The 26,230-nt window shown below is 69.6% G+C and carries 26 protein-coding genes; 17 read left to right on the top strand and 9 right to left on the bottom strand.

Going from position 1 to position 26,230, the window contains the following annotated elements:
* The first annotated feature begins 35 nt into the window (after positions 1–35).
* Entirely contained in the window at positions 36–2,069 is a 2,034-nt protein-coding gene (locus DJ019_RS14160; protein WP_111276702.1) for a TonB-dependent receptor plug domain-containing protein, read from the top strand.
* A 95-nt stretch (positions 2,070–2,164) separates the two neighbouring features.
* Here the strand turns inward: DJ019_RS14160 and DJ019_RS14165 are convergent, their stop codons facing one another.
* A complete protein-coding gene (locus tag DJ019_RS14165) occupies positions 2,165–4,006 on the bottom strand; it encodes a peptide MFS transporter (protein ID WP_111276703.1) in 1,842 nt (613 codons plus the stop codon).
* A 205-nt stretch (positions 4,007–4,211) separates the two neighbouring features.
* Here DJ019_RS14165 and DJ019_RS14170 point away from each other — a divergent pair, with 205 nt between their 5' ends.
* On the top strand, positions 4,212–4,727 hold the full coding sequence (locus DJ019_RS14170; RefSeq protein WP_111276704.1) for a DUF427 domain-containing protein: 516 nt from the start codon (positions 4,212–4,214) through the stop codon (positions 4,725–4,727).
* On the opposite strand, the gene DJ019_RS14175 is transcribed toward DJ019_RS14170, so the two are convergent.
* From DJ019_RS14175 to DJ019_RS14190, 4 genes are all read right to left on the bottom strand, one after another.
* Entirely contained in the window at positions 4,724–5,221 is a 498-nt protein-coding gene (locus DJ019_RS14175; RefSeq protein WP_111276705.1) for a CYTH domain-containing protein, read from the bottom strand. The two genes, DJ019_RS14170 and DJ019_RS14175, sit on opposite strands and share 4 nt — an antisense overlap.
* A 1-nt stretch (position 5,222) precedes the next feature.
* A complete protein-coding gene (locus DJ019_RS14180) occupies positions 5,223–5,618 on the bottom strand; it encodes a GFA family protein (RefSeq protein WP_111276706.1) in 396 nt (131 codons plus the stop codon).
* A 79-nt stretch (positions 5,619–5,697) separates the two neighbouring features.
* Positions 5,698–7,053, bottom strand: coding sequence for a glutamate--cysteine ligase (locus DJ019_RS14185; protein ID WP_111276707.1), 1,356 nt, complete (start codon positions 7,051–7,053; stop codon positions 5,698–5,700).
* Positions 7,054–7,152: 99 nt separating this feature from the next.
* A complete protein-coding gene (locus DJ019_RS14190) occupies positions 7,153–7,869 on the bottom strand; it encodes a 16S rRNA (uracil(1498)-N(3))-methyltransferase (RefSeq protein WP_111276708.1) in 717 nt (238 codons plus the stop codon).
* Between the two features lie 34 nt (positions 7,870–7,903).
* Between DJ019_RS14190 and ppk2 the strand changes: the two genes are divergently transcribed.
* Both ppk2 and DJ019_RS14200 read left to right on the top strand, forming a co-directional pair.
* Positions 7,904–8,659 (top strand): polyphosphate kinase 2, encoded by a 756-nt coding sequence (gene ppk2, locus DJ019_RS14195; protein WP_111276709.1) that lies wholly within the window; start codon positions 7,904–7,906, stop codon positions 8,657–8,659.
* A gap of 191 nt (positions 8,660–8,850) precedes the next feature.
* Entirely contained in the window at positions 8,851–10,047 is a 1,197-nt protein-coding gene (locus DJ019_RS14200; protein WP_111276710.1) for a winged helix-turn-helix domain-containing protein, read from the top strand.
* On the opposite strand, the gene DJ019_RS14205 is transcribed toward DJ019_RS14200, so the two are convergent.
* Positions 10,044–11,831 carry an ABC transporter ATP-binding protein gene (locus DJ019_RS14205; RefSeq protein ID WP_111276711.1) on the bottom strand — a complete coding sequence of 596 codons (1,788 nt, stop codon included), beginning with the start codon at positions 11,829–11,831 and terminating at the stop codon, positions 10,044–10,046. The genes DJ019_RS14200 and DJ019_RS14205 overlap by 4 nt on opposite strands.
* 427 nt (positions 11,832–12,258) lie before the next feature.
* Between DJ019_RS14205 and ubiA the strand changes: the two genes are divergently transcribed.
* From ubiA to DJ019_RS14225, 3 genes are all read left to right on the top strand, one after another.
* Positions 12,259–13,176 carry a 4-hydroxybenzoate octaprenyltransferase gene (ubiA, locus tag DJ019_RS14210; RefSeq protein WP_111276712.1) on the top strand — a complete coding sequence of 306 codons (918 nt, stop codon included), beginning with the start codon at positions 12,259–12,261 and terminating at the stop codon, positions 13,174–13,176.
* Between the two features lie 253 nt (positions 13,177–13,429).
* Positions 13,430–14,068: a TetR/AcrR family transcriptional regulator gene (locus tag DJ019_RS14220; RefSeq protein WP_205854168.1), complete on the top strand. Its 639-nt coding sequence runs from the start codon at positions 13,430–13,432 to the stop codon at positions 14,066–14,068.
* On the top strand, positions 14,068–15,069 hold the full coding sequence (locus tag DJ019_RS14225) for a fatty acid desaturase family protein (RefSeq protein WP_111276714.1): 1,002 nt from the start codon (positions 14,068–14,070) through the stop codon (positions 15,067–15,069). The genes DJ019_RS14220 and DJ019_RS14225 overlap by 1 nt, the downstream gene beginning before the upstream one ends.
* A 13-nt stretch (positions 15,070–15,082) precedes the next feature.
* On the opposite strand, the gene DJ019_RS14230 is transcribed toward DJ019_RS14225, so the two are convergent.
* On the bottom strand, positions 15,083–17,011 hold the full coding sequence (locus DJ019_RS14230) for an ATP-binding protein (RefSeq protein ID WP_111276715.1): 1,929 nt from the start codon (positions 17,009–17,011) through the stop codon (positions 15,083–15,085).
* Between the two features lie 117 nt (positions 17,012–17,128).
* Between DJ019_RS14230 and DJ019_RS14235 the strand changes: the two genes are divergently transcribed.
* From DJ019_RS14235 to DJ019_RS14245, 3 genes are read left to right on the top strand one after another with little or no spacing between them, the layout of a single operon-like run.
* Positions 17,129–17,791, top strand: coding sequence for a class I SAM-dependent methyltransferase (locus DJ019_RS14235; RefSeq protein WP_111276716.1), 663 nt, complete (start codon positions 17,129–17,131; stop codon positions 17,789–17,791).
* Positions 17,792–17,839: 48 nt separating this feature from the next.
* Complete coding sequence (locus DJ019_RS14240) at positions 17,840–18,184, top strand: VOC family protein (protein WP_111276717.1); 345 nt, start codon at positions 17,840–17,842, stop codon at positions 18,182–18,184.
* Between the two features lie 52 nt (positions 18,185–18,236).
* Entirely contained in the window at positions 18,237–19,493 is a 1,257-nt protein-coding gene (locus DJ019_RS14245; RefSeq protein ID WP_133255309.1) for a S1C family serine protease, read from the top strand.
* 4 nt (positions 19,494–19,497) lie between these two features.
* Here DJ019_RS14245 and DJ019_RS14250 read toward each other — a convergent pair whose 3' ends face one another.
* Positions 19,498–20,244: a class I SAM-dependent methyltransferase gene (locus tag DJ019_RS14250; RefSeq protein WP_205854169.1), complete on the bottom strand. Its 747-nt coding sequence runs from the start codon at positions 20,242–20,244 to the stop codon at positions 19,498–19,500.
* Between the two features lie 101 nt (positions 20,245–20,345).
* Between DJ019_RS14250 and DJ019_RS14255 the strand changes: the two genes are divergently transcribed.
* The gene (locus tag DJ019_RS14255; protein WP_111276719.1) at positions 20,346–20,699 is read left to right on the top strand and encodes an MmcQ/YjbR family DNA-binding protein; all 354 of its coding nucleotides are present in this window, start codon (positions 20,346–20,348) and stop codon (positions 20,697–20,699) included.
* Positions 20,700–20,757: 58 nt separating this feature from the next.
* Complete coding sequence (locus tag DJ019_RS14260) at positions 20,758–21,495, top strand: PEPxxWA-CTERM sorting domain-containing protein (RefSeq protein WP_111276720.1); 738 nt, start codon at positions 20,758–20,760, stop codon at positions 21,493–21,495.
* Here DJ019_RS14260 and DJ019_RS14265 read toward each other — a convergent pair.
* The gene (locus DJ019_RS14265) at positions 21,492–21,716 is read right to left on the bottom strand and encodes a hypothetical protein (protein WP_111276721.1); all 225 of its coding nucleotides are present in this window, start codon (positions 21,714–21,716) and stop codon (positions 21,492–21,494) included. The two genes, DJ019_RS14260 and DJ019_RS14265, sit on opposite strands and share 4 nt — an antisense overlap.
* Positions 21,717–21,760: 44 nt before the next feature.
* On the opposite strand from DJ019_RS14265, the gene DJ019_RS14270 reads away from it, so the two are divergent.
* From DJ019_RS14270 to DJ019_RS14290, 5 genes are read left to right on the top strand one after another with little or no spacing between them, the layout of a single operon-like run.
* The gene (locus DJ019_RS14270; RefSeq protein WP_111276722.1) at positions 21,761–23,287 is read left to right on the top strand and encodes a UbiD family decarboxylase; all 1,527 of its coding nucleotides are present in this window, start codon (positions 21,761–21,763) and stop codon (positions 23,285–23,287) included.
* Positions 23,288–23,294: 7 nt separating this feature from the next.
* Complete coding sequence (locus DJ019_RS14275; protein WP_420849874.1) at positions 23,295–23,702, top strand: MAPEG family protein; 408 nt, start codon at positions 23,295–23,297, stop codon at positions 23,700–23,702.
* A 37-nt stretch (positions 23,703–23,739) separates the two neighbouring features.
* Entirely contained in the window at positions 23,740–25,071 is a 1,332-nt protein-coding gene (locus DJ019_RS14280) for a TldD/PmbA family protein (protein ID WP_111276723.1), read from the top strand.
* Between the two features lie 5 nt (positions 25,072–25,076).
* Positions 25,077–25,871, top strand: coding sequence for a 3'(2'),5'-bisphosphate nucleotidase CysQ (locus DJ019_RS14285; RefSeq protein WP_111276724.1), 795 nt, complete (start codon positions 25,077–25,079; stop codon positions 25,869–25,871).
* A 23-nt stretch (positions 25,872–25,894) separates the two neighbouring features.
* On the top strand, positions 25,895–26,125 hold the full coding sequence (locus DJ019_RS14290) for a DUF4170 domain-containing protein (RefSeq protein WP_111276725.1): 231 nt from the start codon (positions 25,895–25,897) through the stop codon (positions 26,123–26,125).
* Positions 26,126–26,230: the final 105 nt, after the last annotated feature.

The following is a 26,230-nucleotide window of genomic DNA, read 5'->3' on the forward strand; positions in this document are numbered from 1 at the left end:
GGGCACGTCTCTCCCGACTTGGGGAGAGAATTCGAATGTTGTTTGCCCACCTGCTGGCTCAGGCGGCCGCTGCCGCCGCGCCGGAGGCCGCCGCCATGCCGCAGCAGGGCGTAGTCAGCTATCCGCCCGCCTTCTTCGCCGCCCAGCAGCCGCAGAACGCGCACGAGATGGTGCTGCGGCTCCCGGGCTTCGCCTTCGATGACGGCGACGACATCCGCGGCTTCGAGGGCGGTGGCGGCAATGTGCTGATCGACGGCCAGCGGCCGACCAGCAAGACCGACAACCTCGACGAAATCCTCCGGCGGGTGCCGGCCAGCCAGGTGGAGCGCGTCGACCTGATCCGCGGGGGAGCGCCTGGCATCGACATGCAGGGCAAGTCCGTGGTGGCGAACGTCGTCCGCAAGCAGTCGGGCGGCATCCGCGGGCTGGTGGCGGTCGCCAACAACCACATCTACGACGGCCGCAACGGCGCGGGCGCGCGGCTCGAGCTGAGCGGCCGCAACTGGGAGGCCTCGGCGCGGACCGGGCGCGGCATCGACGATGGTTCGGGCGACGGCCCGGGATTGCGGGTCAGCCCGTCCGGCTCGGTCATCCAGCAGTCCCAGATCGACTCCGAGGGCGATGGCCGCGACTGGACGCTGACGGGCGCCTACGAGCAGCCGGTCCTGGGCGGCAAGCTGCGGGTGAACGGCCGCCGCTACCACGACAAGTTCAAGCTGGAGCAGGACCAGCGCATCCTGAGGCCCGTCCCCGGCGTCGAAAGCTACGACGGGACCTTCCTCAACGACGAGACCGAGTTCGGCGGACGCTTCAACCGCGCGTTCGGCGCCTGGAACCTCGAGCTGATCGGCCTGCGCAAGGACCAGGAGGAGGGCGAACGCTCGGCTTTCAGCAAGGCCGGCAGCGACAACGTCTTCAACCTCGAACGCGACTCCAGCGAGACGATCGCCCGGGGCGTGCTGCGCTACCGCTTCAGCGACCAGTTCTCGGTCGAGGGCGGCGTCGAAGGGGCGATCAACGAACTCGAGAGCCGCGTGGGCGTCCTGGAGAACGGCCAGCCGGTCAAGGTGCCCGCCGCCAATGTTGGCGTGGAGGAGCGCCGCGGAGAGGTGTTCGTCAAGAGCACCTGGCGGCCTTCACCCCAATGGACGGTCGACGGCGGCGTGCGGGTGGAAGGGTCGGAAATCTCGGCCGACGGCGATGTCCAGCTCGAGAAGACCCTTTCGTTCGTGAAGCCGCGCCTGCTGGTGACCTGGGCCCCGACTTCGGGCACCCAGCTTCGCGCGCGCGGCGAGCGGGTCGTCGGCCAGCTCGACTTCGACGACTTCGTGGCCTCGGGCGACTTCGACACCGGCACGGGCGTCACCGCCGGCAACCCCGACCTGAACCCCGAGCAGGCCTGGGTCGGCGAGCTGGCGCTGGAACAGAAGCTGTGGGGCGGCGGGGTGATCGTCGTCACCTACCGCCATTCCGAACTGTCGGATGTGATCGACCGCGGCCCGGTCCCCGTGACCAACGTCGACCCGGTCACCGGCCAGACCACGACCAGCTTCTACGACCAGCCGACCAACATCGGCTCGGGCAGCAAGGACGAGCTGATCGCAGAGCTGACGCTACCGTTCGACCGCATCGGCCTGAAGGGCGCCCAGCTCAAGGGCGACGTCACCAAGCGCTGGTCGAGCGTTGAGGATCCGACGACCGGCGAGTCGCGTGAGATCTCGGGCCTGAAGCCCCTGGAGTGGAACGCCACCTTCAGCCACGACCTGCCCCAGTGGCGGATGAGCTACGGCGTCGACGCCTACGGCGGCTGGCGGCGGACCTTCTATCGGTTCGACCAGGTCGAGACGGTGAAGCTGAAGACCTGGGTCCGTCCGTTCGCCGAATGGCGGCCGCAGCCGGACCTGTTCGTGCGGTTCGAACTGCCGAACGTCACGTCGCGCGGCCTGCGCCGGATCCGCGAGGTCTATGACGGCCCGCGCGACACGGGCCAGCTCAAGTTCACCGAGGACCGCGATCTGCAGTTCGGCCGGATGTACTACGTGCGCATCCGCAAGACCTTCGGCGCTTAGCCCCGGCGCCGGGTCCGGCGCTCCCCCGGGCGCCGGACAAAGCGAAGGCCGCGGAGCGATCCGCGGCCTTCGTCGTATCTGCCGTGGCGGCGAAGCTACTGGTCGGCGCGGATCGCCGCCGGGTTCACCGCCTGGCGCTCGCCGTCCAGGACGGGGGCGATCGGCTCGGGCTGCGGATGGCTGCCCGGATCGTTCACGCCGTGCGCCCAGCCCTTGATGAAGAAGCTGATGACGATGAAGCCGACGCCGATGCCCATGCCCCACAGGCCCAGCATGTTGAAGACCGTCAGCGAGGCCTCCAGCGACGCCTTCGGATCGGTGACCTGGCCGCCGACGGTGTGCGTCCCGGCCATGGCGGCGATGATGCCGCCCACGTACTGGGCGATCGACGAGGCCAGGAACCACACGGCCATCATGAACGAGACCACCTTGGCCAGCGACAGCTTGGTGATCTCGGAGAGGCCCACCGGCGAGAGGAAGAGCTCGCCCGTGGTGTGGAACATGTAGAGCAGCGCCAGGAAGATCATTGGCAGCCGGTACTGGTCGTCGGCGAAGCTGGCGCCCCAGACCACGACCATGAAGCCCAGGCCGACCTGCAGCAGGCCGAGGCCGAACTTCAGCGTCGGGTTCGGATCTCGCTTGCGTGCCGCGAGCCAGGCCCACATGGCCGCGAAGATCGGCGCGAAGAGCAGGATGTAGCCGGCGTTGAACGACTGGGTCTGGGCGGCGGTGACGCCCACGAGGTCCACGTTCCGGGCCGCGAACAGGTTGAGCGAGGTGCCCGCCTGCTCGAACAGGGTGAAGAACACCACCGCCCCGAGGATCAGCACGACGGCCAGCATCATCCGCTGGCGCTCGACCCAGGTCTTGCAGACCACGGCGATGACGTAGGCGATGAAGGCGAACGCCAGCACCGACGACCAGGTCAGGGCCTGGCCCACCACGTCGTTGCGCTGGACCAGCCACCAGATCGGCAGCACCCCGGCGACGCCCGCGGCGTAGATGATCCATTCGCGGTTGATCGGCCCGGCGACCGGCTTCTTGAGCAGTTCCGGGTTCGGGGGCTCGCCCTTGCCTTCCAGGTGCTTCTTGCCCAGCACGAAGACGATCAGGCCGGCCAGCATGCCGACGCCGGCCAGGCCGAAGCCCGCCCACCAGCCGTAGGTGGTGCCGAGGAGGCCGCAGAGCACCGAGGCCCAGAACGCCCCGAGGTTGATGCCGTAGTAGTAGAGGGTGAAGCCGGAGTCGCGCCGCGGGTCGCCCTGCGGATAGAGCTGGCCCACGATCGTGGAGATGTTCGGCTTCAGGAAGCCGACGCCCATGATGATGAGCGAGACGGCCAGGTAGAAGGCGTTCTTGCCCAGCAGGTCGACCTGGTTCTTCAGCTCGAACGAACCCTCGGGCAGTACGGCCGGGATCGGCGCGCCGGCCGGCAGGTTCTTGACTTCCAGGCCGCCCGCCGCGGCGGGGCCGAACTCGTAGGGCTGGCCCGCGACCACGAGGCGAACCTCACGGTTCTCCATCCGGCCTTCCGAGACGACCTCGTAGGTCTGTCCGGCGTAGGTCAGCGTCTGCTTGGCCGGGGTGCCCTCGACCGCCATGGTCAGATGGCCGGCCACCAGCAGCAGGGCGCCGAACGCCACCGCCTTGCGGGTGCCGAGGTAGCGGTCGGCGAGGATGCCGCCGAGCAACGGCAACAGGTACACCAGCGAGGTGTAGGAGCCGTACTGGAGGTTCGCCGTCTCGTCGTCGAACAGGAGGTGCTGGGTCAGGTAGAAGATGAGGATGCTGCGCATCCCGTAGTAGGAGAACCGCTCCCACATTTCGGCGAAGAACAGGATGATCAGCCCGCGCGGGTGGTTGCGCATGAGCTGCATCAGCACCGGCGCGCCGGTGACGAGCGTCACGACGATGCCGAGAAGGACAATCAGATTCATCTGGAGGAGTTTCCGCTTTCCCTAAGCTGGGCGCGGCGGGGCGTTCGGCCCGCGCGCCGGGATTTGGCGGGAGAAAATCACGCGGATCGCCCCGGCACAAGCAAGGCTGCGCCCTGAGGCGGCCTTCGATGGACCGACGCTCATCCACCCGGGGCGCGGCAGCCGGATCGCGTCGAACGCGTTTAGCATCACGAAGGAGCCCCCGATGATGACGCCAGGACCAGACCATCCGATCACGCTCACCGAGGCGCCCGCGCGCTGGCGCGCCCGCTACCGCGGCCATGTGATCGCCGACAGCGACCATGCCATCCTGCTCAGCGAGGCCGGCTATCCGCAGGTGGTCTATTTCCCCCGGGCGGATGTGGAGATGGCCTATTTCGGCCGGACGTCGCGGACGACGACCTGCCCTTACAAGGGCGACGCCAGCTACTGGACGCTCGATCTCGACGGCGGCATCGAGGAGAACGTCGCCTGGTCGTACGAGACGCCGCATGACACCGTCGCGGACATCGCCGGCCGGATCGCCTTCTACGCCGACCGGGTCGAGGTCTACGCCGTCGACGATGCGGCGGTGAATCTCCGGCATCACGAGGACCGAGCGGTCGACCGGCGCGCCATCGACGAGGTGATTCAGCACACCGACTCCGGGGCCGGCGTCGCTCAGCGCGATCACTGGCCGCCGAACGTGGAGACCCCCGGTCCCGAAGCGGGCGGCCGCTAGGCTTTCGGCGTGGCCTGCGCCTGGGCCAGGCTCCAGCCCGTGTAGTCCACCTCGGTCGTGACCTCGCGCACGCACCATTCCGGCACGTCGAAGCGCAGAGCCGCCATGCGGTTTGAGGCCTCGCACTCCGCGGTCACCAGGCCCTCGAAGGGCGGCCGGAAGATGTCGATGACGAACGCGCCGATCTTGTAACGCTCCTTCGTCACCCGGCGGCCAGGCAGCGCCTGGAGCACCGCATATTCCTCGGGGTCGAGGTAGAGGTTGGTCATCGGCCCGATCAGCGGGTTGTCGGGCGCGTACTTCTTGCCGAGCTTGAACTCCTGCTCGCCGGTGGCGGCGTGGGTGATGCGCCGGAGGCGCAGCCGTCCGCCGTCGATGTAGAGGTCCTCGATCAGCCGGGCTGTGCCGGGGTCCAGCGCCGGCAGCTTGGCGGGATCGACCAGAAAGCGGCGCTCCGCGACCCAGTGCGCGTACTTCGGCAGCTTGACGGCCATGTCAGTCCTCGCGCGGCCCCGGCCACTCCGCACGAGCCTCGCCAGACCGAACGCTCATCGTCAAGCCGTCGGCGAGGCGAAACGGATAGGCGCCGGGATCGAAATCCTCCAGGCAGCCCACGTTGACGCCGTAGCTGTCCGGCGCGGCCCGCTTGCGATGGAAGGTGTAGATGCCGCAGTCGCCACAGAACCAGTGCCGCGCGACGCGGGTGTTCCACTGGTACAGCCGCAGCCGGTCCTGGCCGGCTTCGATCGTCAGCGCCGCTTCGGGAACCTTCGCCATCAGCGCGCCCCGCCGGCGACACAGCGAGCAGTCGCAGCGGGTCAACTCGTCGATCTCCGCCTCGACGCGGAAGCGCACGGCGCCGCAGTGGCACGATCCAGACCAGACGGGCATGGCGCAGAGATAGCCGGTCCGGCCAAGGGACGAGAGAGCCAGATACTGCGCCGTGGACTCGGCGCGACGTCCCCGCGCCTCAGTACGCGAAGTCGTCGAAGACCCGGCCGGCGTCGCGGTTCCAGCGCGTTTCGTACAGCTCCAGCAGCCGCTCGGCCGGGGTGACGCCGGTCTCGGCGATCTGGTCGAGTTCGGCGAGGTAGCCGGTCTCGTCCACCATGCCCCCGGAGAGGCGGTTGCGGGCCTTCAGCCCAGCCCTGGCGATGGCCAGCATGTCCTTGGCCACGTCCTGCACCGTCCGCCCGCCGATCTCGGCCTTGAGGCCCAGGCGGGTGACGTCGGCGCGCAGGCGCTCGTGGTCGGCGATGTCCCAGTCCTTGCAGAGGTCCCAGGCCGCGGCCAGCGAGGCGCTGTCGTACAGCACGCCCATCCACAGGGCCGGCAGCGCACAGAGGCGGCTCCAGGGCCCGGAGTCCGCGCCGCGCATCTCCAGGTACTTCTTGAGGCGGACCTCTGGGAAGATCGTGGTGGTGTGGTCGGCCCAGTCCTTGATCGTCGGCCGCTCACCCGGCAGCTCGGGAAGCTTGCCGTCCATGAAGTCGCGGAAGGACCGTCCGGCGACATCGATGTACCGGTCGCCACGCTTCACGAAATACATCGGCACGTCGAGGGCGTAGCGGGCATAGGTCTCGAAGCCGAAACCGTCCTGGAACACGAAATCGAGCATCCCGGTGCGGTCGGCGTCGGTGTCGGTCCAGACGTTGGCCCGCGCGGTGACGTAGCCCGAAGGCTTGCCCTCGATGAAGGGCGAGTTGGCGAACAGCGCGGTCGCGATCGGCTGCAGCGCCAGGCTGGTGCGGAACTTGGCCACCATGTCGGCCTCGTCCGCGAAATCGAGGTTCGCCTGCACCGTGCAGGTGCGGAACATCATGTCGAGGCCCAGCCCGCCGACCTTGGGCATGTACTGGCGCATGATCTTGTAGCGGCCCTTGGGCATCACCGGGACCTGATCGCGGGTCCATATCGGCGTGAAGCCGAGGCCGAGGAATCCCAGGCCCAGCTCGTCGGCCACCTGCTTCACCTCGTTGAGGTGCTGGCCGGTCTCCTCGCAGATCTCGTGGACGGTCTCCAGCGGCGCGCCCGACAGCTCGAACTGGCCGCCCGGCTCCAGGCTGACGTTCGCCTTGCCCCGCTCCAGGGCGATGACGTTCTCGCCCTCCATCACCGGCGTCCAGCCGAAGCGGGTCAGTCCATCCAGCAGGGCCTTGATGCCGTTCGGCTCGTAGGGAACCGGCGCATGGTCCTTCAGCCGGAAGACGAACTTCTCGTGCTCGGCGCCGACGCGCCACTCGCTCTTGGGCTTGCCCCCGTCCGCCATCCAGCGGACCAGGTCTTCGAACACCAGCGGACGGTCGTCGCAGGCGGCTTCGGCCATAGTCTCTCCCCGGGCCATAACGCCGTCGCGGGGACTTCTGACGGCCCCGCGGCCCGCGTCTTTACGTCGTCAGGATAGGTGGGCGCAATCGCGCCAAGCTCAAGGGCGCCAGTCGCCGACGGCGGCCTGCCAGAGGGTGAGCGCGCTGATCGCGGCCGTGTCGGCGCGCAGGATCCGCGGGCCCAGCGTCGCGGGAACGGCGTACGGCAAGGCCCTCAGGGTCTCGCGTTCGCGCGGCGAAAACCCGCCCTCGGGCCCGATCAGCACCGCCCACGGCCCACCCTCGGCGACGGCCTCGAGCACCGGCCTGGCGTCGCCGGCCTCGTCGCAGAAGAGGAGCCGGCGCCCCGTCTCCCAGTCGGCGATCATCCGGTCCAGCTTCACCGGCTCGCAGACCTGCGGCACGTCCAGCCGGCCCGTCTGCTCCGAGGCTTCCACCGCGATCGCCTGCAGCCGGTCAACGCGCGTGTGGTCGGCGTTCGTGCGCTCGGTGATCACAGGCCGCACCCGCCGGGCGCCCAGTTCGGCCGCCTTCTCGATGATGGTCTCCAGCCGCGCGCGTTTCACGAGCGCGATGACCAGATCGAGGTCAGGCCCGGTCGCCTGCGGCCGCGACTGGGCTTCGGCCGTGAGCGCGACCGCACGCTTGCCCACCGCGGACACGGTTGCGCGCCATTCCCCGTCGCGGCCGTTGAATATCGCTACGGCGTCTCCGACCGAGAGCCGCATCACAGCCGACAGGTACCGGCTCTGGCCTTCATCCAGCTCCAGCCGGGCGCTGGCCGAAAGATCGTGCGGAACGAACAGACGGATCATGGCCCCTGATAGCAATCCCGCGCATTATCCCGCCATGGCCAAGGACGACGACGACCAGATCGAGGCGCTGCAACTCGCCCTCGTGCGCTTCCAGCAGCACGCGATCGAGGCGGGCGAACGAGACCTCGTGATCTTCGAGGGCCGCGATACGGCGGGCAAGGACGGGGCGATCAAGCGCGTCGTCGAGCACCTGTCGATCCGCAACACCCGGGTCGTGGCCCTGCCCAAGCCCAGCGACCGGGAACGCACCCAGTGGTACTTCCAGCGCTATGCCGCCCATCTCCCGGCGGCGGGCGAACTCGTGATCTTCAACCGCTCCTGGTACAATCGTGGCGGTGTCGAGCGGGTGATGGGGTTCTCCACACCGGCTGAGCAGGAAGTGTTCCTGCGCGACGTGCCCATCTTCGAGCGCATGCTGACCGACAGCGGCGTGCAGGTGGTGAAGCTCTGGCTGGACATTTCCCGCGAGGAACAGGCCAGGCGGCTGGAGGCCCGACGGACCGATCCCCTGAAGGCGCTGAAGGTCAGCCCGCTCGACGCGGTGGCCCAGGAGAAGTGGGACGACTACAGCCGCGCCCGCGACGAGATGCTGACGCGCACCCACAGCCGCGAGGCGCCCTGGTGGATCGTGCGGACCGACCGCAAGCCCGAAGCGCGGATCAACATCATGCGGCACCTCCTGAAGCTGCTCGCCCCGCCGGCCATCGCCGGCTCCGTGCCGCCGCCGGATCCCCGCGTCGTGTTCCAGTTCGAGGCGTCGGCCCTCACCGACGGCCGCCTGCAACGCTGAGATCCGTCGTCAAGCACGGAACTTGACGCCAGCGTCAGAGATCGGCGTTTTGCTCACGCATAATCCAGGTCCCGCTTTGTTCCCGCGGCCACCGAGACGTTAACCACATCGCTTAACCATGCGTTTACGATGATTGTTCGTTTTTTGTTCGCAAGCTAGGCTGCGCGGGTCGATTCCCATCGGGAGCTGAGATGAAGGACACCCTCACCGCCGGGGAGGCCCGCCGCATCGCCCTGGCCGCCCAGGGGTTCGGCGGCGACCGGGAGGCGACGGTCGGCAAACGCCAGCTGGTGAAGACGATCGAGCGCCTCGGCGTCGTCCAGCTCGACTCGGTCAACGTGGTGTCGCGCACCCACTACATGCCCGCCTTCTCCCGACTCGGCGCCTATCCGCGCGAGCTTCTGGAGGAGGTGGCCTGGGCGCGTAAGCGCCCGCTGTTCGAATACTGGGCGCACGAAGCCTCCCTGCTGCCGCTCTCGTCCCAGCCGCTGCTGCGCTGGCGCATGGCGGACGCTCAGGAGGGCCGCGGCGCCTGGAAGGGCATCGCCCGGTTCATCCGCGAGCGGCGCGACTTCCTGGACACCGTCCGCGACGAGATCGACCGGCGCGGGCCGATGTCTGCCGGCGAGCTGGAGATGGGCCACAAGGGACAAGGCGGCTGGTGGGGCTGGAGCGAGGCCAAGCGGGCGGTTGAGGGCCTGTTCTGGGCCGGCGAGCTGACCACGGCCACCCGCCGCGGCACGTTCGAGCGCGTCTATGACCTGCCGGAAAAAGTGCTGCCCCGCGCGATCGTCGAGGCGCCGACCCCGCCGCGGGAGGACGCCCAGCGCGAGCTGGTGCGGATCGCCGCCCGCGCCATGGGGATCGCCACCGAACGCGACCTGCGCGACTACTTCCGCATGGGGCTCGAGGAGACCCGCGCCCGGATCGCCGAGCTGGTCGAAGGCGGCGAGCTCCTGCCGGTCGCCGTGAAGGGCTGGCGCGAGGCGGCCTACCTGGACCCCGGCGCACGGCGGCCGCGGCGCATCTCCCACACCGCCCTGCTCTCGCCCTTCGACAACCTGATCTGGTTCCGCGAGCGCACCGAGCGGCTGTTCGGCGTTCGCTACCGGATCGAGATCTACGTCCCGGCAGAGAAGCGGCAGCACGGCTACTACGTGCTGCCGTTCCTGGAGGGCGACGCCCTCACCGCCCGCGTCGACCTGAAGGCCGACCGCAAGTCCGGCGTCCTGATCGTCCAGTCCAGCCACGCCGAACCCTGGGCCAGCGACGCGACCGCGCCGAAGCTCGCCGCCGAGCTTCAGCGCATGGCCGCCTGGCTGGGCCTGGAGACCGTGCGGGTCGAGCGTCGGGGCGACCTCGCCCCGATGCTGGAGGGGGCGCTCTAGACCACCCCCTCCGTCACCGCGTGCAGCCGGGCATAGGCGCCGCCCTGCTTGACCAGTTCTGCGTGGCGGCCCTCTTCGATGATCCGGCCGTGGTCGAAGACCAGGATCCGGTCGGCGCTGCGGATGGTCGACAGCCGGTGGGCGATGACGATGGTGGTGCGGCCCACCATCAGCTCCTCCATCGCCGCCTGCACCTGCAGCTCGGTCTCAACGTCGAGAGAGCTCGTCGCCTCGTCCAGAACCAGGATCGGCGCATCCGCCAGGAACGCGCGGGCGATGGCCACCCGCTGCCGCTCGCCGCCCGACAGCTTCACGCCGCGCTCGCCGACCAGGGTGTCGTAGCCCTTGGGCAGCCGCATGATGAAGTCGTGGGCCCGCGCCCGCCGGGCCGCCAGCACGATCTCCTCGTGGGTGGCGTCCGGGCGCGCGTAGCTGATGTTCTCGGCCAACGTCCGGTGGAACAGGGCCGGGTCCTGCGGCACCACGGCGATCGCCCGCCGCAGAGAGCCCTGGGTCACCTTCGCGATGTCCTGGCCGTCGATCAGGATCGTTCCGTCCTGCACGTCGTAAAGACGCTGGATCAGCTTCACGAAGGTGGACTTGCCCGACCCCGTCGCCCCGACCAGGGCCACCCGCTCGCCCGGCGCGATTCGCAGGGTGAAGCGGTCGTACAGCGGCGTCTCAGCCGACTTGTAGCGGAACACCACGCGGTCGAAGACGATCTCCCCCAACTCGGGCCGGAAGGGCGCGGCCGCGAGCGCGTCCACGACCTGGGGCTCCGTCTGGGCGTAGCGGGCCACGTCCTCGATGTCGTCCATCCCCTTCTGCGCCGTGCGGATGTTCTCGCCGATGTTGCGCAGGTAGCCGCTCATCAGCATGAAGGCCGTCACGGCGAAGGCGATGTCGCCAGTGCTGGCCCGGCCTCGGCTCCACTCCAGCAGCAGCAGGCCGGTCAGGCCCGCCTGCAGCGCCACCAGCATCATGTTGTGCAGCAGCCAGAGGTCGGTGAACCGGCCCCAGGTCTTCATGGTCGCCTTGCGCCACATCTCGGTGACGCCGCCAATCCGGGCCTCCTCCCGCGCCTCTGCGCCGAAGGTCTTCACCGTGGCGTTCGAGGAGATGGAATCGGCCAAGGCGCCGCCGATCCGGGAGTCCAGCGCCACCGACTTCAGGTTGGCAGGCCGGGCCCAGAGCGCCGTCAGATAGATGTTGGACAGCACGTAGATCACCGTGACCGCGCAGGCGAACAGGCCCACCGATGGCCAGCGCAGCAGCATCATCACGCACAGGCCGCCAAGCACCACGGCCGCCGGCCCGAACCAGATCAGCACCGCGTCGGTCACGACGTCGTAGCCCCACATCGCCCGGCTCAGCCGGCGCACTGTGGAGCCCGCGAAAGTGTCGGCGTGCCAATCGGACGAGAAGCCCTGCACCTGCCGGAACCCGTCGTCGGTCAGCTCCTTCATGTTGGTCGCCGAGAACGGGATCAGGAACCGCATGGCGGTGTTCCGGATCACCGAGAAGGCCAGATAGACCCCCACGAACAGCAACCAGGCCCGCCAGGCCGGGTCGGGGTTGGCCGGCCCTGCCGCCACGGCGTCCACCAGCCGCCCCGCGGCCCAAGGCAGCATCAGGTCGAACCCGATGGCGATCAGGGTCAGGACGACGGTCCCGGCCATCAGCCAGGGGCGCCGCCTCCAGTAGCCGGCGACGAACCCCAGGACCTGGCGGTTCGAGAGCTGGCGCTGGCGGTTCTCTTCTTCGTCCTCGTAGTGGTCGGTCATGGCTCGTCTCGAAATCGAAGGCGCCGCCCGGGCGCTCCGACGCGGGAGCTGCGCCGGGCCGGCGCGGAATCAGGGATGGAATGCTCGGGCCCTGGAGCCGCAGACGGCTCGGCGGGCCACGAATGGGCGGTAGCCGGAGGGGCGGTGGGTGGCGGGCGCGCGGGATCGCTTCGCGAGGGCGGCCGGTCAGGCCGTGCGGCGAAGCGGTTCGGGCAGCTTAATGGTGCGGCGGCGGCCCGAGGCGATGCACGCTGAAGGCGGTCATGTCGACAGCTGTCATTCTGACGAACCTCCCTCGTTCAGGCCTCGAAGGATGAAAAGCTAGGGGCTGGCCGAACGGCGGTCAAGGAAGCCCGGCCGCAACGTCAGCGTGCGACCGGACGAGCGGCATTTCGGCAACACCCCGGGTTCTGCTAAGCCGCCGCCTATGACTTCCGCCGCGCCCCTGCCCGACGCCGCCCCGACCAACTGGGTGGACCGCTGGGCGCCCGCGCGCCTGCGGCCATGGCTCAAACTCGGGCGGTTCGACCGGCCGGCGGGCATCTGGCTCCTGATGCTGCCCGGCTGGCAGGGGATCGCCCTGGCCGGCGCGATGCAGGACGATACGCCCGACCTCTGGCTCCTGATCCTGTTCTTCCTGGGCTCGGCGCTGATGCGGGCGGCGGGCTGCGCCTACAACGACATCGTCGACCGCGACATCGACGCCAAGGTCGCCCGCACCGCCGGCCGGCCGCTGGCCTCGGGCCAGATCTCGGTGAAGCAGGCCTGGGCGTTCGTGGTGGGGTGCAGCCTCGTCTCGCTGCTGATCCTCCTCAGCCTGCCGCCGCTGTGCTGGGCCCTGGGCGTGGCCTCGCTCGGCCTCGTGGCCGCCTATCCCTTCATGAAGCGGATCACCTGGTGGCCGCAGGCCTGGCTGGGGCTGACCTTCAACTGGGGCGCCCTGATGGGCTTCGCGGCCGCCGCTGGCGCCCTAGGGCTCCCCGGCTTCCTGCTCTACGCGGCGGGGGTCTTCTGGACCCTCGGCTATGACACGATCTACGCGATCCAGGACCTGGAAGACGACGCACTGGCCGGCGTGAAGTCCTCAGCCCGTCGCCTGGGCGCGGGCGCGCCGCGGGCGGTGCTGGGCTTCTACCTAGCCTCGCTGGCGCTGGTGGCGGCCGCCGGCTGGACCGCCGGCCTCGGCGCGCCGTTCTGGGGGCTCGCCGCCGCCTACGGCGCGCTGCTGATCGTCCAGGCGCGCCGGGTTCGCACCGACGATCCGGCGCTGGCCCTGCGCCTCTTCAAGTCCAATTCCGCCGCCGGGCTTCTGCTCGCGGCGGCGGTCGCGGCGGGCGCCTACTAGCGCTTACCCGCCCACCCCGGGAGGGCCATCTTCTTCGCCTTCGCGCCCCGCCGCCGGAAGCCGAACAGTCGCATCAATCCACTCAGCATAGGTTGCATCTCCTCACGCAGGAGAGAGTCGCCTGTGTTCGTGGCCGCGAGGTGACGAAGCATGGTGAAGAGCCAGCGGCGAAAGCGCGCATGACGCATCCGGCGGCTTGCCGCGGGCGTGCGCGGGCCTTGCCTACTGAATTTGTACGCCATACAAACAAGACATGGCGAACGTGCAATCCCTGGCGGAAGTGCGCGCCGTGCGCGAGCCCGGCAAGCGGATGCGCTCGCGCCTGCTGGACGCCGCGGTGGAGCTGTTCAAGGCCAAGGGTCTGACTGCGGCCTCGGTGGCCGAGATCGCCCGGGCCGCCGGCGCCTACCCCAGCCAGGTCACCTATTATTTCCGCACCAAGGAGGCCCTCTTCGTCGAGGCGGCCTGCCGCGAGGTGCTGTACGTGGCGCGGCAGGCCGAGTCCGCCGCCGCGGGCGCGACGACCGGCTCCGACTACAATCGGCGGCTCGTGGAGACCGTGGTTGGGTCGCCTGGCCTGGCGCTGTTCGTCGAGGCGCTTTCACTGACCCGCCGGCGCCAGGACCTGGCGCCGTTGATCGAGCGGACGTTCGAGCGGCTCCACGCGGAGGGCGACCGCGCCTACGCCGACGCCCGCCGCGCCCGCGGCTGGACCGGACCCGAGCCCACCGCCACCGTCGCCCGCCGCTTCTGGACCTTGGCGTTGGGCGTCGCCCTGCGCGAGGGCGCGACCGACGCCACGGTCGCCGACGCCGCCGAAGAGATGATGGCCCTGCTGCGGGCCGCGCCTGTCGTCCGGGCCACCGCCGACAACCAGACTGGAGACGCCTGATGGCCGCCGCCGCCCGTGTCGCCCCCAAGGACTATTTCACGCCAGAGGAATGGGCGCCGCTCGCGCGCAAGTCCGCGTGGAAGGGCCCCGCCCTGGTCGCCCATGCGTGGATCGTCATCGGCGCGGCCGCGGCCATGGCCATGTTGTTCCCGATCACCATCCCGCTCGCGGTGATGATCATCGGCGGCCGCCAGCTCGGCCTCGCCATCCTGATGCACGACGCGGCCCATGGCGCGCTGCACCCCAACCTGAAGATCAACGACTGGCTTGGGGAATACCTGACGCCGGGCGGACTTGCGGAGTACCGCGCCTATCACCTCGGCCACCACAAGTACGCCCAGCAGGCGGAAGACCCCGACCTCGGGCTGTCGGCTCCGTTCCCGATCACGCCGCTCAGCCTGCGGCGCAAGATCGTCCGCGACCTAAGCGGCCAGACCCATTTCAAACAGCGCTGGGCTCCGCTGTTCCGCCGCATCCGCGAGCGGAAACCCGGCGAGAGCGCGCTGGGCGTCGTCTGGGCGTTCGTGAAGCGGCGCCCACGCTTCTTCATCGGTGGGGCGGTCACGATCGCGCTGACGGCGCCGTTCGGCTACTGGTGGGCTTGGCCTGTGCTGTGGTGGCTGCCGTCGGCCACGTGGCTGCCGATGATCACCCGCCTGCGCAACATCGCCGAGCACGCCTGCGTCGCGAAGGACGAGCCCGATCCCCTGCGCCACGCCCGCACCACCCGCGCCGGCCTGGTCGCCCGGATGTTCCTGGCGCCGTACTACGTGAACTACCACTGCGAGCATCACATGTTCATGCATGTGCCCTGCTACCACCTGCCCCGCACCCACCGGCTGCTGAAGGCCAAGGGCGTGCTGCCCGGCATGCTGACCGCGCCCGGCTACATGGACGTCCTGCGCATGGCGTCATCCAAGCCGGCGAACGAGGACCAGGGCGGCGGCGCGACGCCCGAGCAGCGGGGCGTGCGCCCCGGCGCCTTCCGGGCGCTGCAGTAGCGACAGCCACCGCCTACATCGAGGCCGACGACTCGATCCGGGGATGCGCCTCGGTCCGGCTGGCCGCCGCGGCGACCAGCGCGCCGTGGAGCTGTTCGATCATGATCGGCTTCGGCACCACCCCGTCCATCCCGGCGGCGAGGTAGCCGTCGACCTGGCCTGGCATGGCGTTGGCCGTGAGGGCGATGATGGGCGTCGGCGCGAGGCCGCGCTCGACCTCCCTCTGGCGGATCTCCCGCGTGGCCGCGACGCCGTCCTGCACGGGCATCTGGATATCCATCAGCACGAGATCCCAGTCCGCTTCGCTCCACGCGTCCACAGCCGCCCTGCCGTCGGCGACCATGGTCGGGTCCACCCCCAGGGCGTTGAGCACCGTGCGCACGACAAGCTGGTTGGTCTCGTTGTCCTCGGCCACCAGCACCTTGAGCCCTGCGACGCCGTGAGCTTGCGGCCCGCCCATCTGCGCCTCCGCCCGATCAAGCGGCAGGAGAACGGTGAAGGTGCTGCCCTTTCCGGCTTCGCTTTCGGCGGCGATCGTGCCGTTCATCAGCGCCACCACATGCCGGCAGACGGCCAGCCCCAGGCCGACGCCGCCGTATCTGCGCGTCGCCCCGGCCTCGGCCTGGGTGAAACTCTCGAAGAGGCGGGGCAGGACGTCCGGCGGCACGCCGATGCCGGTGTCGGTGACGACGATGACGACTCCGCGCTCACCCCCGGTCACTCGCACGGTGACCCCGCCGCGGTCGGTGAACTTCAGTCCGTTCGAGACCAGATTGTACACCACCTGACGCAGCCGCGCGGCGTCGCCCATCCAGGCGCCGCCGGCCGACGGCGCGATGTCCACCTCCAGGGTCAGCGCCTTCGTCCGGGCGAGCAGCGAGGCGGTCGCGCAGGCCTGTTCGACGATCTGTGCGAGATCGAACGCCTGGTTCTCCAGACGCACCTCACCCCGCTCCATGTCCGCGAGGTCCAGGATGTCGTTCAGCACCGTGAGCAGCGCAGATCCCGAGTTCAGGATCACGTCGACGCGCTCGCGCTGCGCGGGCGTCAGCGGGTCGCGAAGCAGCGCCTGGCTCATGCCCAGCACGCCGTTCAGAGGCGTGCGCAGCTCGTGGCCCATGTTGGCGAGGAACTGCGCCTTCATGGCGCCGGCGGCCTCGGCCGCGTCGCGCGCGGCGGTCGCGTCCCGAAGCGCGCTCTTCAGGCTCTCGTCATAGGTTTCGAGCCCGCCCAGCAGGCGGTTGAAGCGCTCGGTAAGCCGGCCGACCTCGTCGTCGTGCGCCACGGGCAGGCGAACGCTGAAGTCGCGCGACGAGGCCGCCGCGTCCATGGCCTGCTCCAGGGCGCGGAGCGGCGCGAGCGCGCGCTGCGCCAGGCGGCGGGCGACAAACCCGCCTGCGAGCGTCGCCGCCAGGGACAGCCCAAGGGCGATGCCGATGTTCGCCAGCCGCTCGGTGATCAGGTGGCCGCCATCGACCCACAGCGCCACTTCGCCGGCCCGACGCCCCTCGACCAGGTGTGGCGCATGAACCTCCAGCACGGCGCCCCGATAGCGGGCCGTCGGCCGGATGGCGCCGGTCAGGGACAGGCGCACATCCTCGGCCCCCGGCTTGGCGAGCCTGAACTCGCGTCCCTCGGTGTCCCGGTAGACAGCCACCGCGGCGCTCTTGCTGCTGTAGAGCAGGGCTGCGGTCGCCGCTTGGGTTTCGGTGGAGCCGATGTCCAGCTCGCGATCGGCGGCCGCGGCGATGGCCGCCGCCAGGATCAGCGACTCACGCGCGAGCTCGGACCGGTCGGAAGACCAGTTTCGCCACTGATAGACCGCGAAGGCCACGACCAGCGCCGTGAGCGTCGAGAGCAGCGCCACGCCGACAACGCGCGCCTCGAGGCTCCGTCCCAGTCCCTCCGTTCGCAGCGCGTCCGCCCGGCGGAACACGCCCATTCGCCGCCTCCCAGGCCGCTACTCCCAATCCGAACCCTGTTCAGCCAGAGCTTAACCGCGCGCAAATATCGAGCACACCCGGTTGATCCACAGGCGTTCTGCGGCGAGAGGTCGCGGATGATCGACCCCACGCCCGAGGGACGCCGCGCCTTCGTTCTCGAGAACACCCGGCCACAGGCTCCGCCCCACACCCCCGAACTGGTCCTGCGCCTGGCCGATGAAATCACCCCGATCTGGCGGATGACCGAGGAGGCCCTCGAGCAGATCGGCCTGCCGCCGCCGTTCTGGGCCTTCGCCTGGGCCGGGGGGCAGGCCTTGGCGCGCTATGTCCTGGATCATCCCGAGATCGTGGCGGGCAAGGCGGTGGTCGACTTCGCCTCCGGCTCGGGGATCGTCGCCATCGCCGCGGCCAGAGCCGGCGCCGCCCGCGTGCTCGCCGCCGACGTGGACCCGTTCTGCGGCGCAGCGCTGGCGGTCAATGCCGAGGCCAACGGCGTCGCCTGCGACTTCACCGGCGACGACCTGCTGGATGCGCCGCCGCCGGCCTGGGCCGACGTCATCCTGGCGGGCGACATCTGCTATGAGAAGCCGCTCGCCGATCGGGTCATGGCCTGGCTCGGCCAGGCCCGCGCGGCCGGCAAGACGGTGCTGATCGGCGACCCGGGCCGCAGCTACTTCCCGCGCGAGGGGCTCACGAAGCTCGCCGAATACCAGGTCCCGACCACCCGCGAGCTGGAGGACATGGAGGTCAAGAAGACGGCCGTCTGGACACTGCCGTGACGACGATCTAGGCTCGGAACAAATTGGGAACAATCGGGAGGCGCTCTCGTGCGCGAAGACGGCAAGATCGACTATGTGGAACTGCCCGGCGGTGGCGATCTCCCGACGCTGAAGGCCTTCTATGGCCAGGCTTTCGGCTGGGTCTTCACCGACTACGGCCCCAGCTATGCCGCCTTCCAGGAGGGCCTCGACGGCGGCTTCGACGCCGACCCCGCGGAGGCGACACGCGCGCCACTCGTGGTGCTCTACGCCCACGACCTGGAGGCCATGGAGGCCAAGGTCCGCGCCGCTGGCGGCAAGATCACCCGGCCGATTTTCAGCTTCCCCGGCGGCCGCCGCTTCCACTTCGCCGACCCGGCGGGCAACGAGCTGGCGGTGTGGAGCGAGGGGTAGATCGCAACCCAAGATTGCTGCAGAATCGGACTATCGAGTTGGGGGCAATGCGTTGAGAATTCGCGACCTGCTTTTGGCGGCCATCGGCTGCGTGGCCATGGCTGGCGGCGCCGAGGCTGCGCCGTCGCTCGATCTTCCCCCGCCGGTCCAGGTGGCGCCGCTGGCGGCCGGGACGCGGGTCGAAGGAGCGAAGTTCGTCCGAGGCGCCTTCCAACTGAACGAAGGTGCAACCTGGGCCTACACAGGGTCGATACTCACCTGCAGCCTCATTTCCAGCCCTCTTCGCTGGAACGCGGCGGACTGGGAGCTCGATCCTGCCCGGCTGGGGGCCGTCTTCCGCGAGGAGTCTGGGCAGGCGGGGTTCGCCAGCAGCCAGAACGTCAACCTGTTCGAGACGGGCCCGAGCTCTGAGCGCTATCAGGTCGCCGCACTCATCACGGGGATGGACGCTCGCCTGTGCAGCAATGTGGAGGCCAACCCCGTCGTCTACAGCGGTCGCATGCGGATGTCGGTCGAATGGCAGGTCTTCGACAGTGTGCGCCGGCAGATCGTCGCACGCGTCCCCACCACGGCGGGCGGAGAGCAGAAGCGCTATACCTCGGACGGTGTCGAGCGCACGTTCTACGACGCCTTTCGCCAGAACGTCAGGGCCCTGCTGGCGTCTACTCAGTATCGGGAGCTGATGACGCAGCCCACGCAGGAGTCGAGCAGGCCCAGCCTCCCGCCCATGACTTTCGCTGCGCCGCCACCGGCGGTCCGCACCATCGCCAGCTCCGCCGGCGCCGTGGTCACGATCTTTGCGGGTGACGGCATGGGCAGTGGCTTCCTGATTGCCGGCGACGGCCTGCTGCTCACGAACCATCATGTGGTCGGAAGCGCCCGGTACGTGAAGGTGCGCTGGCCGGACGGCGGGGAAGGTGTTGGGGAAGTCTTGCGTTCCGACCCCGGTCGCGACGTGGCGCTGGTGCGAACCAGCGCGCCCCGGTCGTCGCCACTGGTTCTACGCACGTTGGCGCCACGGCTGGGCGAAGCTGTCTTCGTGGTCGGCACGCCGCTGGACCAGCGATTCCAGGGCTCGGTCACCAAGGGCGTGGTCTCAGCGACTCGCGTCTACGAAGGCCGCGCCTACATCCAGAGCGACGCGGTGGTGAACGGAGGCAACAGCGGCGGGCCTCTCCTCGACGAAGAGGGCTCCGTCGTCGGCATCACAGTGTCGGGAATGGAGATCGGCGGCGCGCCGGTGGGCATCAACCTCTTCATCCCCATCGATGACGCACTGCGCGCGCTGTCCCTGACGCCAAGCCGCTGAACCCTTAGCCCACCGGCGGCGGGTAGTGCGTCTCGCCGACCACCTCGGCGACCGTGATCTTGCGCCAGTCGAAGCCCTCCACGTCGCGGGTCTTCCGGGCGACGATGGTGGCGTGGCAGTAGAGCGCCGGCACGGGCCTGAAGCGCAGGTAGCGGTCGGCGTAGGCCGAGAAGCGCCCGACGATCGGGTTCTGCAGGGTGGCCTCGACGCACTCGAATCCCAGGGCCGGCGAGAACAGGGCCCTGAGGCCCATGTCGCTGAACTGGAAAAAATGCCAGGGCCGCTCGTGCGCCGAGTACGAGAAGTGGGTTTCGAGGAACAGCATCCCACCCGGCTTCAGGACCCTCGCGATCTCCTCGGCGACCACCCAGGGCATGGCCAGATGCTCGAACACCGCCGTCGAGAACACCACGTCGAAGCGCCCCTCCACCAGCTTCGACAGCCGGTGCGCGTCGCCCGCCACGTCCACATTGGGGCCGGGATAGTAGTCGAAGCCCACGTACTCGGCGTGCTTGAGCCTTTGCCTGAGGCCGTAGCTGCCGGTCACCTCCCGACTGCCCACCTCCAGGATGCGCAAGCCCGGCCGGTCGCCCGCCTCGATCACGCGCTCCTGCAGCGCCTGGTGGGCGGTAAGGTCCGGCCTGGGGAGGTCCGGGATCAGGTAGGCGCGGTCCAGCCTCGGCCCCACCACCGAGAGGACAGCCCGGCGGACCCCGGACGCCACGCGTCGCACGAACGATCCCATGCCCATGAGCCGGTAACTCCCATCTCCGCCGGTTCGGCGCCACCCCCGATTGACGCTGCGCGGGGCCAGCGCATGATCCTCGCCTCTCTATTTCAGGACGCCGCGCCATGACCCGCGAGGAGGTCGCCGCCATCGCCCTGGCTTTCCCCGGCTGCGAGCAGGGGCTCAGCTACGGCCGCCCTTCCTTCAAGCTGAACGGCAAGTTCTTCACGCGCATCCGGGATGAGGACGACAGCCTGGTTCTGCTGGAAGTAGGCTTCGACGAGCGGGAGATGCTGATGGAGGCCGAGCCGCAGACCTTCCACATCACGCCGCACTACAAGGACTATCCGAGCGTCCTGGCGCGCATCGCGACCCTGGATCCCGGCTCATTCCGCGCCTTTCTCGAACGCCGCTTCCGCAAGATCGCGAAGAAGAGCGTGGTGAAGGCCTGGGAGGCCGAGCGACGCGTAACCGACTGACCCACCCACGATACGTCAGGACCCCCTTTCAGGGGATGCCCGGATCACGGAGGTGCGCTTGTCTGCCACCACCAAACGGGTGGTGGCGGAGGTGACTGTGAGACCTTTCTTTACCCTGGCGCTCGCTGGAGCTGCATGTTGCCTAGCGGGAGGCGCCCAAGCGGCAAACCTGCTGACCAACGGCGGTTTCGAGGAGGGGCCGGCCCTCAACTTCGGGACCTATTACCGTGGCCCCCTGACGCCGACAGGTTGGAGCGCCCTGCCCGGCTACACCCCGCCCGACATCCTCAGCAGCGCCTATGTCCAGACCGGCGCTGGATTTGCGCAGTTGCTCTCGGCGCACGGTGGAAACCGGTATCTCGATACGAACAGCGCCAGCCCGACGGGCGGCCTCTATCAGGACATTTCCGGACTCACACCCGGCAGCCTCCTCACCATGAGCTTCTGGTCCGGGCGATGGGCGCAGAACAGCTCCGGCACACTAGTGGCGAGCCTGATGGATGGCGCAACCGTACTTGGCAGCACGACGGTCACCCTACCGTATGCACCTGGCGCCACCAGCGCGACATGGACCGAGTATGTCGTGACGGCGATCGCGCCGACCTCAGGAACCGTACGCGTTCAGTTCATCGGCGCCAGTGGCTCCACGGCGCGCGGGGCGCCCGCGCTGGATGACGTTTCCCTCACCGCGGCTGGGGCCGCAGTCCCGGAGCCGCAAGCCTGGGCCTTGATGATCCTGGGGTTCGGGTTGGCGGGGAGCGCTCTACGCGGACGGCCGACAGCGGCGGACGCCTAGAACTCGTCCTCGATCGAGGCGCGGAAGTTCTCGAACACCTCGGCGGCGTGCTGCTCGGGCGGGAGCGGCGGCTCGGGCGCCGCGGCGGGCGAGGCTTCGGACATCGCCAGCCGCCCCACGACCGCGCCGTGCTGCACCAGCACCAGTTCGTCGCCCGCCGACAGGCCGGCGAGCAGGGCCGCGATCTTGGGCGGCAGGTCGTCGAGGTCGAGCTGAGCCATGGCCCATCCTAGACCGGTTCCGCGGGCGCGGGTAAACCGCGCGCATGGCATATCGGTCGCTGCGCGAATTCCTCGACAAGCTGGAGGCGGCCGGGGAACTGGTGCGCGTCTCCGAGCCCGTCTCGTCCGTCCTCGAGATGACCGAGATCCAGCGGCGCCTGCTGGCGACCGGCGGGCCCGCCGTGCTGTTCGAGAACGTCACGCGCGCCGACGGCGAGCGCTCGTCGATGCCCTGCCTGGTGAACCTCTTCGGCACGGTGAAACGCGTGGCCATGGGCGTCACCCTGGAGGGCAAGGAACGCACCACCGCCGGCGAGCTGCGGGAGGTGGGCGAGCTGCTGGCCTTCCTTCGCCAGCCCGAGCCGCCCCGCGGCCTGAAGGACGCCTGGGACATGCTGCCCCTGGCCAAGACGGTGATGGGCATGCGCCCGCAGGTCCGGAAGTCCGGCCCGGTGCAGGAGGTCGTGCTGAAGGGCGACCAGATCGACCTCACCAAGCTGCCGATCCAGACCTGCTGGCCGGGCGAACCGGCGCCGCTGATCACCTGGCCGCTGGTGGTCACCAAGGGCCCGTCCGAGGCGCGCGAGGACGACTACAACCTCGGCATCTATCGCATGCAGGTGCTGGACCGGAACCGCACCATCATGCGCTGGCTGGCGCACCGCGGCGGCGCCCAGCACCACCAGCGCTGGAAGAAGTCGGGCAAGCGCGAGCCCCTGCCGGCCTGCGCGGTCATCGGCGCCGACCCGGGCACGATACTGGCCGCCGTGACGCCCGTTCCCGACACCCTGTCCGAGTACCAGTTCGCCGGCCTCCTGCGGGGCGCCAAGCTGGACCTCGTCCCGGCCAAGACCGTGCCCCTGATGGTCCCGGCCCAGGCCGAGATCGTGCTGGAGGGCCTGGTCCACCTCGACGAGTACGCCGACGAGGGCCCCTACGGCGATCACACCGGCTACTACAACAGCGTGGAGAAGTTCCCGGTCTTCGAGGTGACCGCGGTCACCATGCGCAAGGCCCCCATCTACCTGACCACCTTCACCGGACGGCCGCCTGACGAGCCGAGCGTGCTGGGCGAGGCGCTGAACGAGGTCTTCATCCCCCTGATCCGCCAGCAGTTCCCGGAAATCGTGGACTTCTGGCTGCCCCCCGAGGGCTGCAGCTATCGCATCGCCGTGGTGTCGATGAAGAAGGCCTACCCCGGCCACGCCAAGCGCGTGATGATGGGCGTCTGGAGCTATCTTCGGCAGTTCATGTATACGAAGTGGGTGATCGTCGTGGACGACGATATCGACGCCCGCGACTGGAAGGACGTCATGTGGGCGATCTCCACCCGCATGGATCCGGCCCGCGACATCACCGTAGTCGAGAACACGCCGATCGACTACCTCGACTTCGCCTCGCCCGAGAGCGGCCTGGGTTCGAAGATCGGCCTCGACGCCACCAACAAATGGCCGCCCGAGACCCACCGCGAGTGGGGCGAGAAGCTCGGCATGGACCAGGCCGTCATCGACACGGTGACCGAGAAGTGGTCCAGGCTGGGCCTGCCCGGCGACGGCCGGCCGGTCGGCTAGGAGAGACATGCTGTTGGACCCGCTGGCTTCCGCCCATGCCGCCGCCCTCTGGGCCGGCCTGCACGTCATCCTGCTGCTGGTGCTCTCCGTGCTGGTCACCCGTCAGCGCCGCAAGCACCAGGTCGAGATCGGCGATGGCGGCGTGCCCGCCCTGACCCAGGCGATCCGCGCCTTCGGCAATGCGACGGAGTATGTCCCCACCGCCCTGGCGGGCCTGGCCCTGCTGGCGCTGGTGGGCGCCCTGCCGCTGCTGATCCACGCCGTCGGCCTGACGCTGTTCGTGGGTCGCGTGCTGCACGGTTTCGGCCTCTCGCGCAGCATCGCGGCGACCTGGCCCCGCGCCGTCGGCGTGCTGGCCACCTGGATCGCCTACGTGGCCATGGCTGCGTCACTGTTGTTCTACGCCTTCCCTTAGGGTTGTTCCGACGGCTCCGGTCGGCCATATCCGGGCCATGGACGAAAACCTGCTGAACGACGTCGTGGCCGCCGCCCTCAAGGCGGGCGCCGACGCCGCCGAAGCCGTGGGCGCCGAGCGCCGCAGCCTCTCGATCTCCGTGCGCATGGGCGAGCTGGAAGAGGTGGAGCGCGAGGAGTCTCGCGACCTCGGCCTGCGCGTCTTCGTCGGCCAGCGGCAGGCCACCGTCTCCGGCTCCGACGTTTCGCCCGAGGCCCGCGCCAAGCTGGTCGAGCGCGCCGTCGCCATGGCCCGGCTCGCGCCGGAAGACCCCTACGCCAGCCTCGCCGATCCCGACCGGCTGGCGCGCGGCCCGCTGCCCGACCTCGACCTCTTCGACCCGACCGAGCCCTCGGCCGAAGCGCTGGAGGACCGCGCCCGGGCCGCCGAGGCGGCCGCCCGCGCCGCGCCCAAGGTCACCAACACCGACGGCGCCAGCGGTTCCTGGTCGTCCTCCCAGTGGACGATGGTCACCAGCGGCGGGTTCCGCGGCGTGCACCGCGCCTCGGGATTCTCCATCGGCGCCTCGGCCATCGCCAGCGACGGCGGCGGCATGGAGACCGGCTACGACGGTCGCTCGGCCCGCTGGCAATCCGACCTGCCGAGCCCCGAGAGCCTCGGCGCGGAGGCGGGGCGGCGCGCCGCGTCCCGACTCGGCGCGCGCAAGATCGCTTCCACCACCGCCCCGGTGATCTTCGAGAACCGCCTGGCCGGCTCGCTGATGAGCCCGTTCATCGGCGCCATCTCCGGCCCCTCCATCGCCCGCGGGGTCTCGTTCCTGAAGGACCGGCTGGGCCAGCAGATCTTCGCCAAGGGCGTCGTCATCCGCGACGACCCGCATCGGCTGCGGGGCCTCGGCTCCTCGCCCTTTGACGACGAGGGCGTCGCCAACGCGCCGGTGAACCTCATTGACGACGGCGTGCTCACCACCTGGCTGCTCAACACCGCCTCGGCCCGCCAGCTCGGCCTTTCCACCACCGGCCACGCCTCGCGCGGCCTCGCCGGCCCGCCCGGCGTCTCGACCTCCAACCTCACGTTCCAGCCGAGGGACAGGGACCAAGCGGGGCTGATGAAGGACGCCGGCGCCGGCCTGCTCGTCACCTCCATGTTCGGCCCCTCGCTCAACGCCAACACCGGCGACTGGTCGGTGGGCTGCTCGGGCTTCTGGTTCGAGAACGGCGAGATCGCCTATCCGGTCAGCGAGATCACCGTCGCCGGCAACCTGTTGGAGATCTTCAGCCGCGTCGTCCCCGGCTCCGATCTGGAGATTCGCGGCGCCGCCAACGCCCCCTCGCTGCTGATCGACGCCCTCGCCATCGCGGGACGCTGACCAAGTTGGCGGTCGACGACGACCTGACGCTGATCCTGGACGCCGCCCGCGAAGCCGGCGACCTCGCCCGCACGATCCGCCGCCAGGGCCTGGAGATCGAATACAAGGAAGACGACGGCACCCCGGTCACCAACGCCGACCTCGCCGCCGACTCGCTTCTCACCCAGCGCCTGCGCGCCGCCCGCCCCGGCTATGGCTGGCTGTCCGAGGAGACCGCCGACGATCACGGCCGCCTCGCCCACCAGCGCATCTTCGTCGTCGATCCGATCGACGGCACCCGCGCCTTCCTGAAGGGCCGCCCCTGGTGGTCCGTGGCGATCGCGGTGGTGGAAGACGGCCTGCCGGTCGCCGGCGTGGTCTTCGCCCCGGAGCTGGACGAGGCCTATGCCGCGGCCGCCGGCGCCGGCGCCACCCGCAACGGCCTGCCGATCCGCCCCAGCGAGACGATGGCGCTGGAGAATTGCCGCATGGTCGGCGACACCCTGGTCTTCGAGCACTGGTCCTGGCCCACGCCCTGGCCCGCCATGCAGGTCGAGCAGCGCAGCTCCACCGCCCTGCGCATGTGCCTGGTGGCCGCCGGCGACTTCGACGCCGCCGTGGCCCCGGTGCGCAAGTCTGACTGGGACGTCGCCGCCGGCGATCTGATCGCCCGCGAGGCCGGCTGCTTCGTCGGCGATCACACCGGATCGGCCTTCCGCTACAACGCCCCCCGCCCCTCGCAGGCCAGCCTCATCTGTGCGACCCCTGGTCTCGCCCCATTGATCCTGGAGCGCGTCCGGCATATGGGCGCGCGCAATTGATTTCAGCTGAAACGACCTCACACATGCCCAGCACCGAACTCCTCCACCTCGTCATCGGCGGCGAACTGAAGTCCCTCGACGGTCCGCCCGAGTTCAAGGACTTCTCCAAGATCGACTTCGCCGGCGCCTACGGCAGCTACGAAGAGGCCGTCCGCGCCTGGCGCGCCAAGGCCCAGGCCACCGTCGACAACGCCCTGGTCCGCTACTTCATCCTCCACGCCCACAAGCTGCTGACCCCGGGCGCGGACGACTAGGAGCGCCGAAGATGCTCCCCCTTGGGGGAGCTCCTGCGAAGCAGGAGAGGGGGGTTCATCAGCGGCCTCTGCGGCGGAACCCCCTCCACCACTTCGTGGTCCCCC

It is taken from the genome of Phenylobacterium kunshanense, from assembly GCF_003254525.1.
Taxonomy (GTDB): Bacteria; Pseudomonadota; Alphaproteobacteria; order Caulobacterales; family Caulobacteraceae; genus Phenylobacterium; species Phenylobacterium kunshanense.

Coding starts and splice junctions, on each gene's coding strand:
- DJ019_RS14160 (WP_111276702.1), top strand. CDS start 36: ATGTTGTTTGCCCACCTGCTGGCTCAGGCGGCCGCTGCCGCCGCGCCG.
- DJ019_RS14165 (WP_111276703.1), bottom strand. CDS start 4,006: ATGAATCTGATTGTCCTTCTCGGCATCGTCGTGACGCTCGTCACCGGC.
- DJ019_RS14170 (WP_111276704.1), top strand. CDS start 4,212: ATGATGACGCCAGGACCAGACCATCCGATCACGCTCACCGAGGCGCCC.
- DJ019_RS14175 (WP_111276705.1), bottom strand. CDS start 5,221: ATGGCCGTCAAGCTGCCGAAGTACGCGCACTGGGTCGCGGAGCGCCGC.
- DJ019_RS14180 (WP_111276706.1), bottom strand. CDS start 5,618: ATGCCCGTCTGGTCTGGATCGTGCCACTGCGGCGCCGTGCGCTTCCGC.
- DJ019_RS14185 (WP_111276707.1), bottom strand. CDS start 7,053: ATGGCCGAAGCCGCCTGCGACGACCGTCCGCTGGTGTTCGAAGACCTG.
- DJ019_RS14190 (WP_111276708.1), bottom strand. CDS start 7,869: ATGATCCGTCTGTTCGTTCCGCACGATCTTTCGGCCAGCGCCCGGCTG.
- ppk2 (WP_111276709.1), top strand. CDS start 7,904: ATGGCCAAGGACGACGACGACCAGATCGAGGCGCTGCAACTCGCCCTC.
- DJ019_RS14200 (WP_111276710.1), top strand. CDS start 8,851: ATGAAGGACACCCTCACCGCCGGGGAGGCCCGCCGCATCGCCCTGGCC.
- DJ019_RS14205 (WP_111276711.1), bottom strand. CDS start 11,831: ATGACCGACCACTACGAGGACGAAGAAGAGAACCGCCAGCGCCAGCTC.
- ubiA (WP_111276712.1), top strand. CDS start 12,259: ATGACTTCCGCCGCGCCCCTGCCCGACGCCGCCCCGACCAACTGGGTG.
- DJ019_RS14220 (WP_205854168.1), top strand. CDS start 13,430: ATGGCGAACGTGCAATCCCTGGCGGAAGTGCGCGCCGTGCGCGAGCCC.
- DJ019_RS14225 (WP_111276714.1), top strand. CDS start 14,068: ATGGCCGCCGCCGCCCGTGTCGCCCCCAAGGACTATTTCACGCCAGAG.
- DJ019_RS14230 (WP_111276715.1), bottom strand. CDS start 17,011: ATGGGCGTGTTCCGCCGGGCGGACGCGCTGCGAACGGAGGGACTGGGA.
- DJ019_RS14235 (WP_111276716.1), top strand. CDS start 17,129: ATGATCGACCCCACGCCCGAGGGACGCCGCGCCTTCGTTCTCGAGAAC.
- DJ019_RS14250 (WP_205854169.1), bottom strand. CDS start 20,244: ATGGGCATGGGATCGTTCGTGCGACGCGTGGCGTCCGGGGTCCGCCGG.
- DJ019_RS14255 (WP_111276719.1), top strand. CDS start 20,346: ATGACCCGCGAGGAGGTCGCCGCCATCGCCCTGGCTTTCCCCGGCTGC.
- DJ019_RS14265 (WP_111276721.1), bottom strand. CDS start 21,716: ATGGCTCAGCTCGACCTCGACGACCTGCCGCCCAAGATCGCGGCCCTG.
- DJ019_RS14270 (WP_111276722.1), top strand. CDS start 21,761: ATGGCATATCGGTCGCTGCGCGAATTCCTCGACAAGCTGGAGGCGGCC.
- DJ019_RS14275 (WP_420849874.1), top strand. CDS start 23,295: ATGCTGTTGGACCCGCTGGCTTCCGCCCATGCCGCCGCCCTCTGGGCC.
- DJ019_RS14280 (WP_111276723.1), top strand. CDS start 23,740: ATGGACGAAAACCTGCTGAACGACGTCGTGGCCGCCGCCCTCAAGGCG.
- DJ019_RS14290 (WP_111276725.1), top strand. CDS start 25,895: ATGCCCAGCACCGAACTCCTCCACCTCGTCATCGGCGGCGAACTGAAG.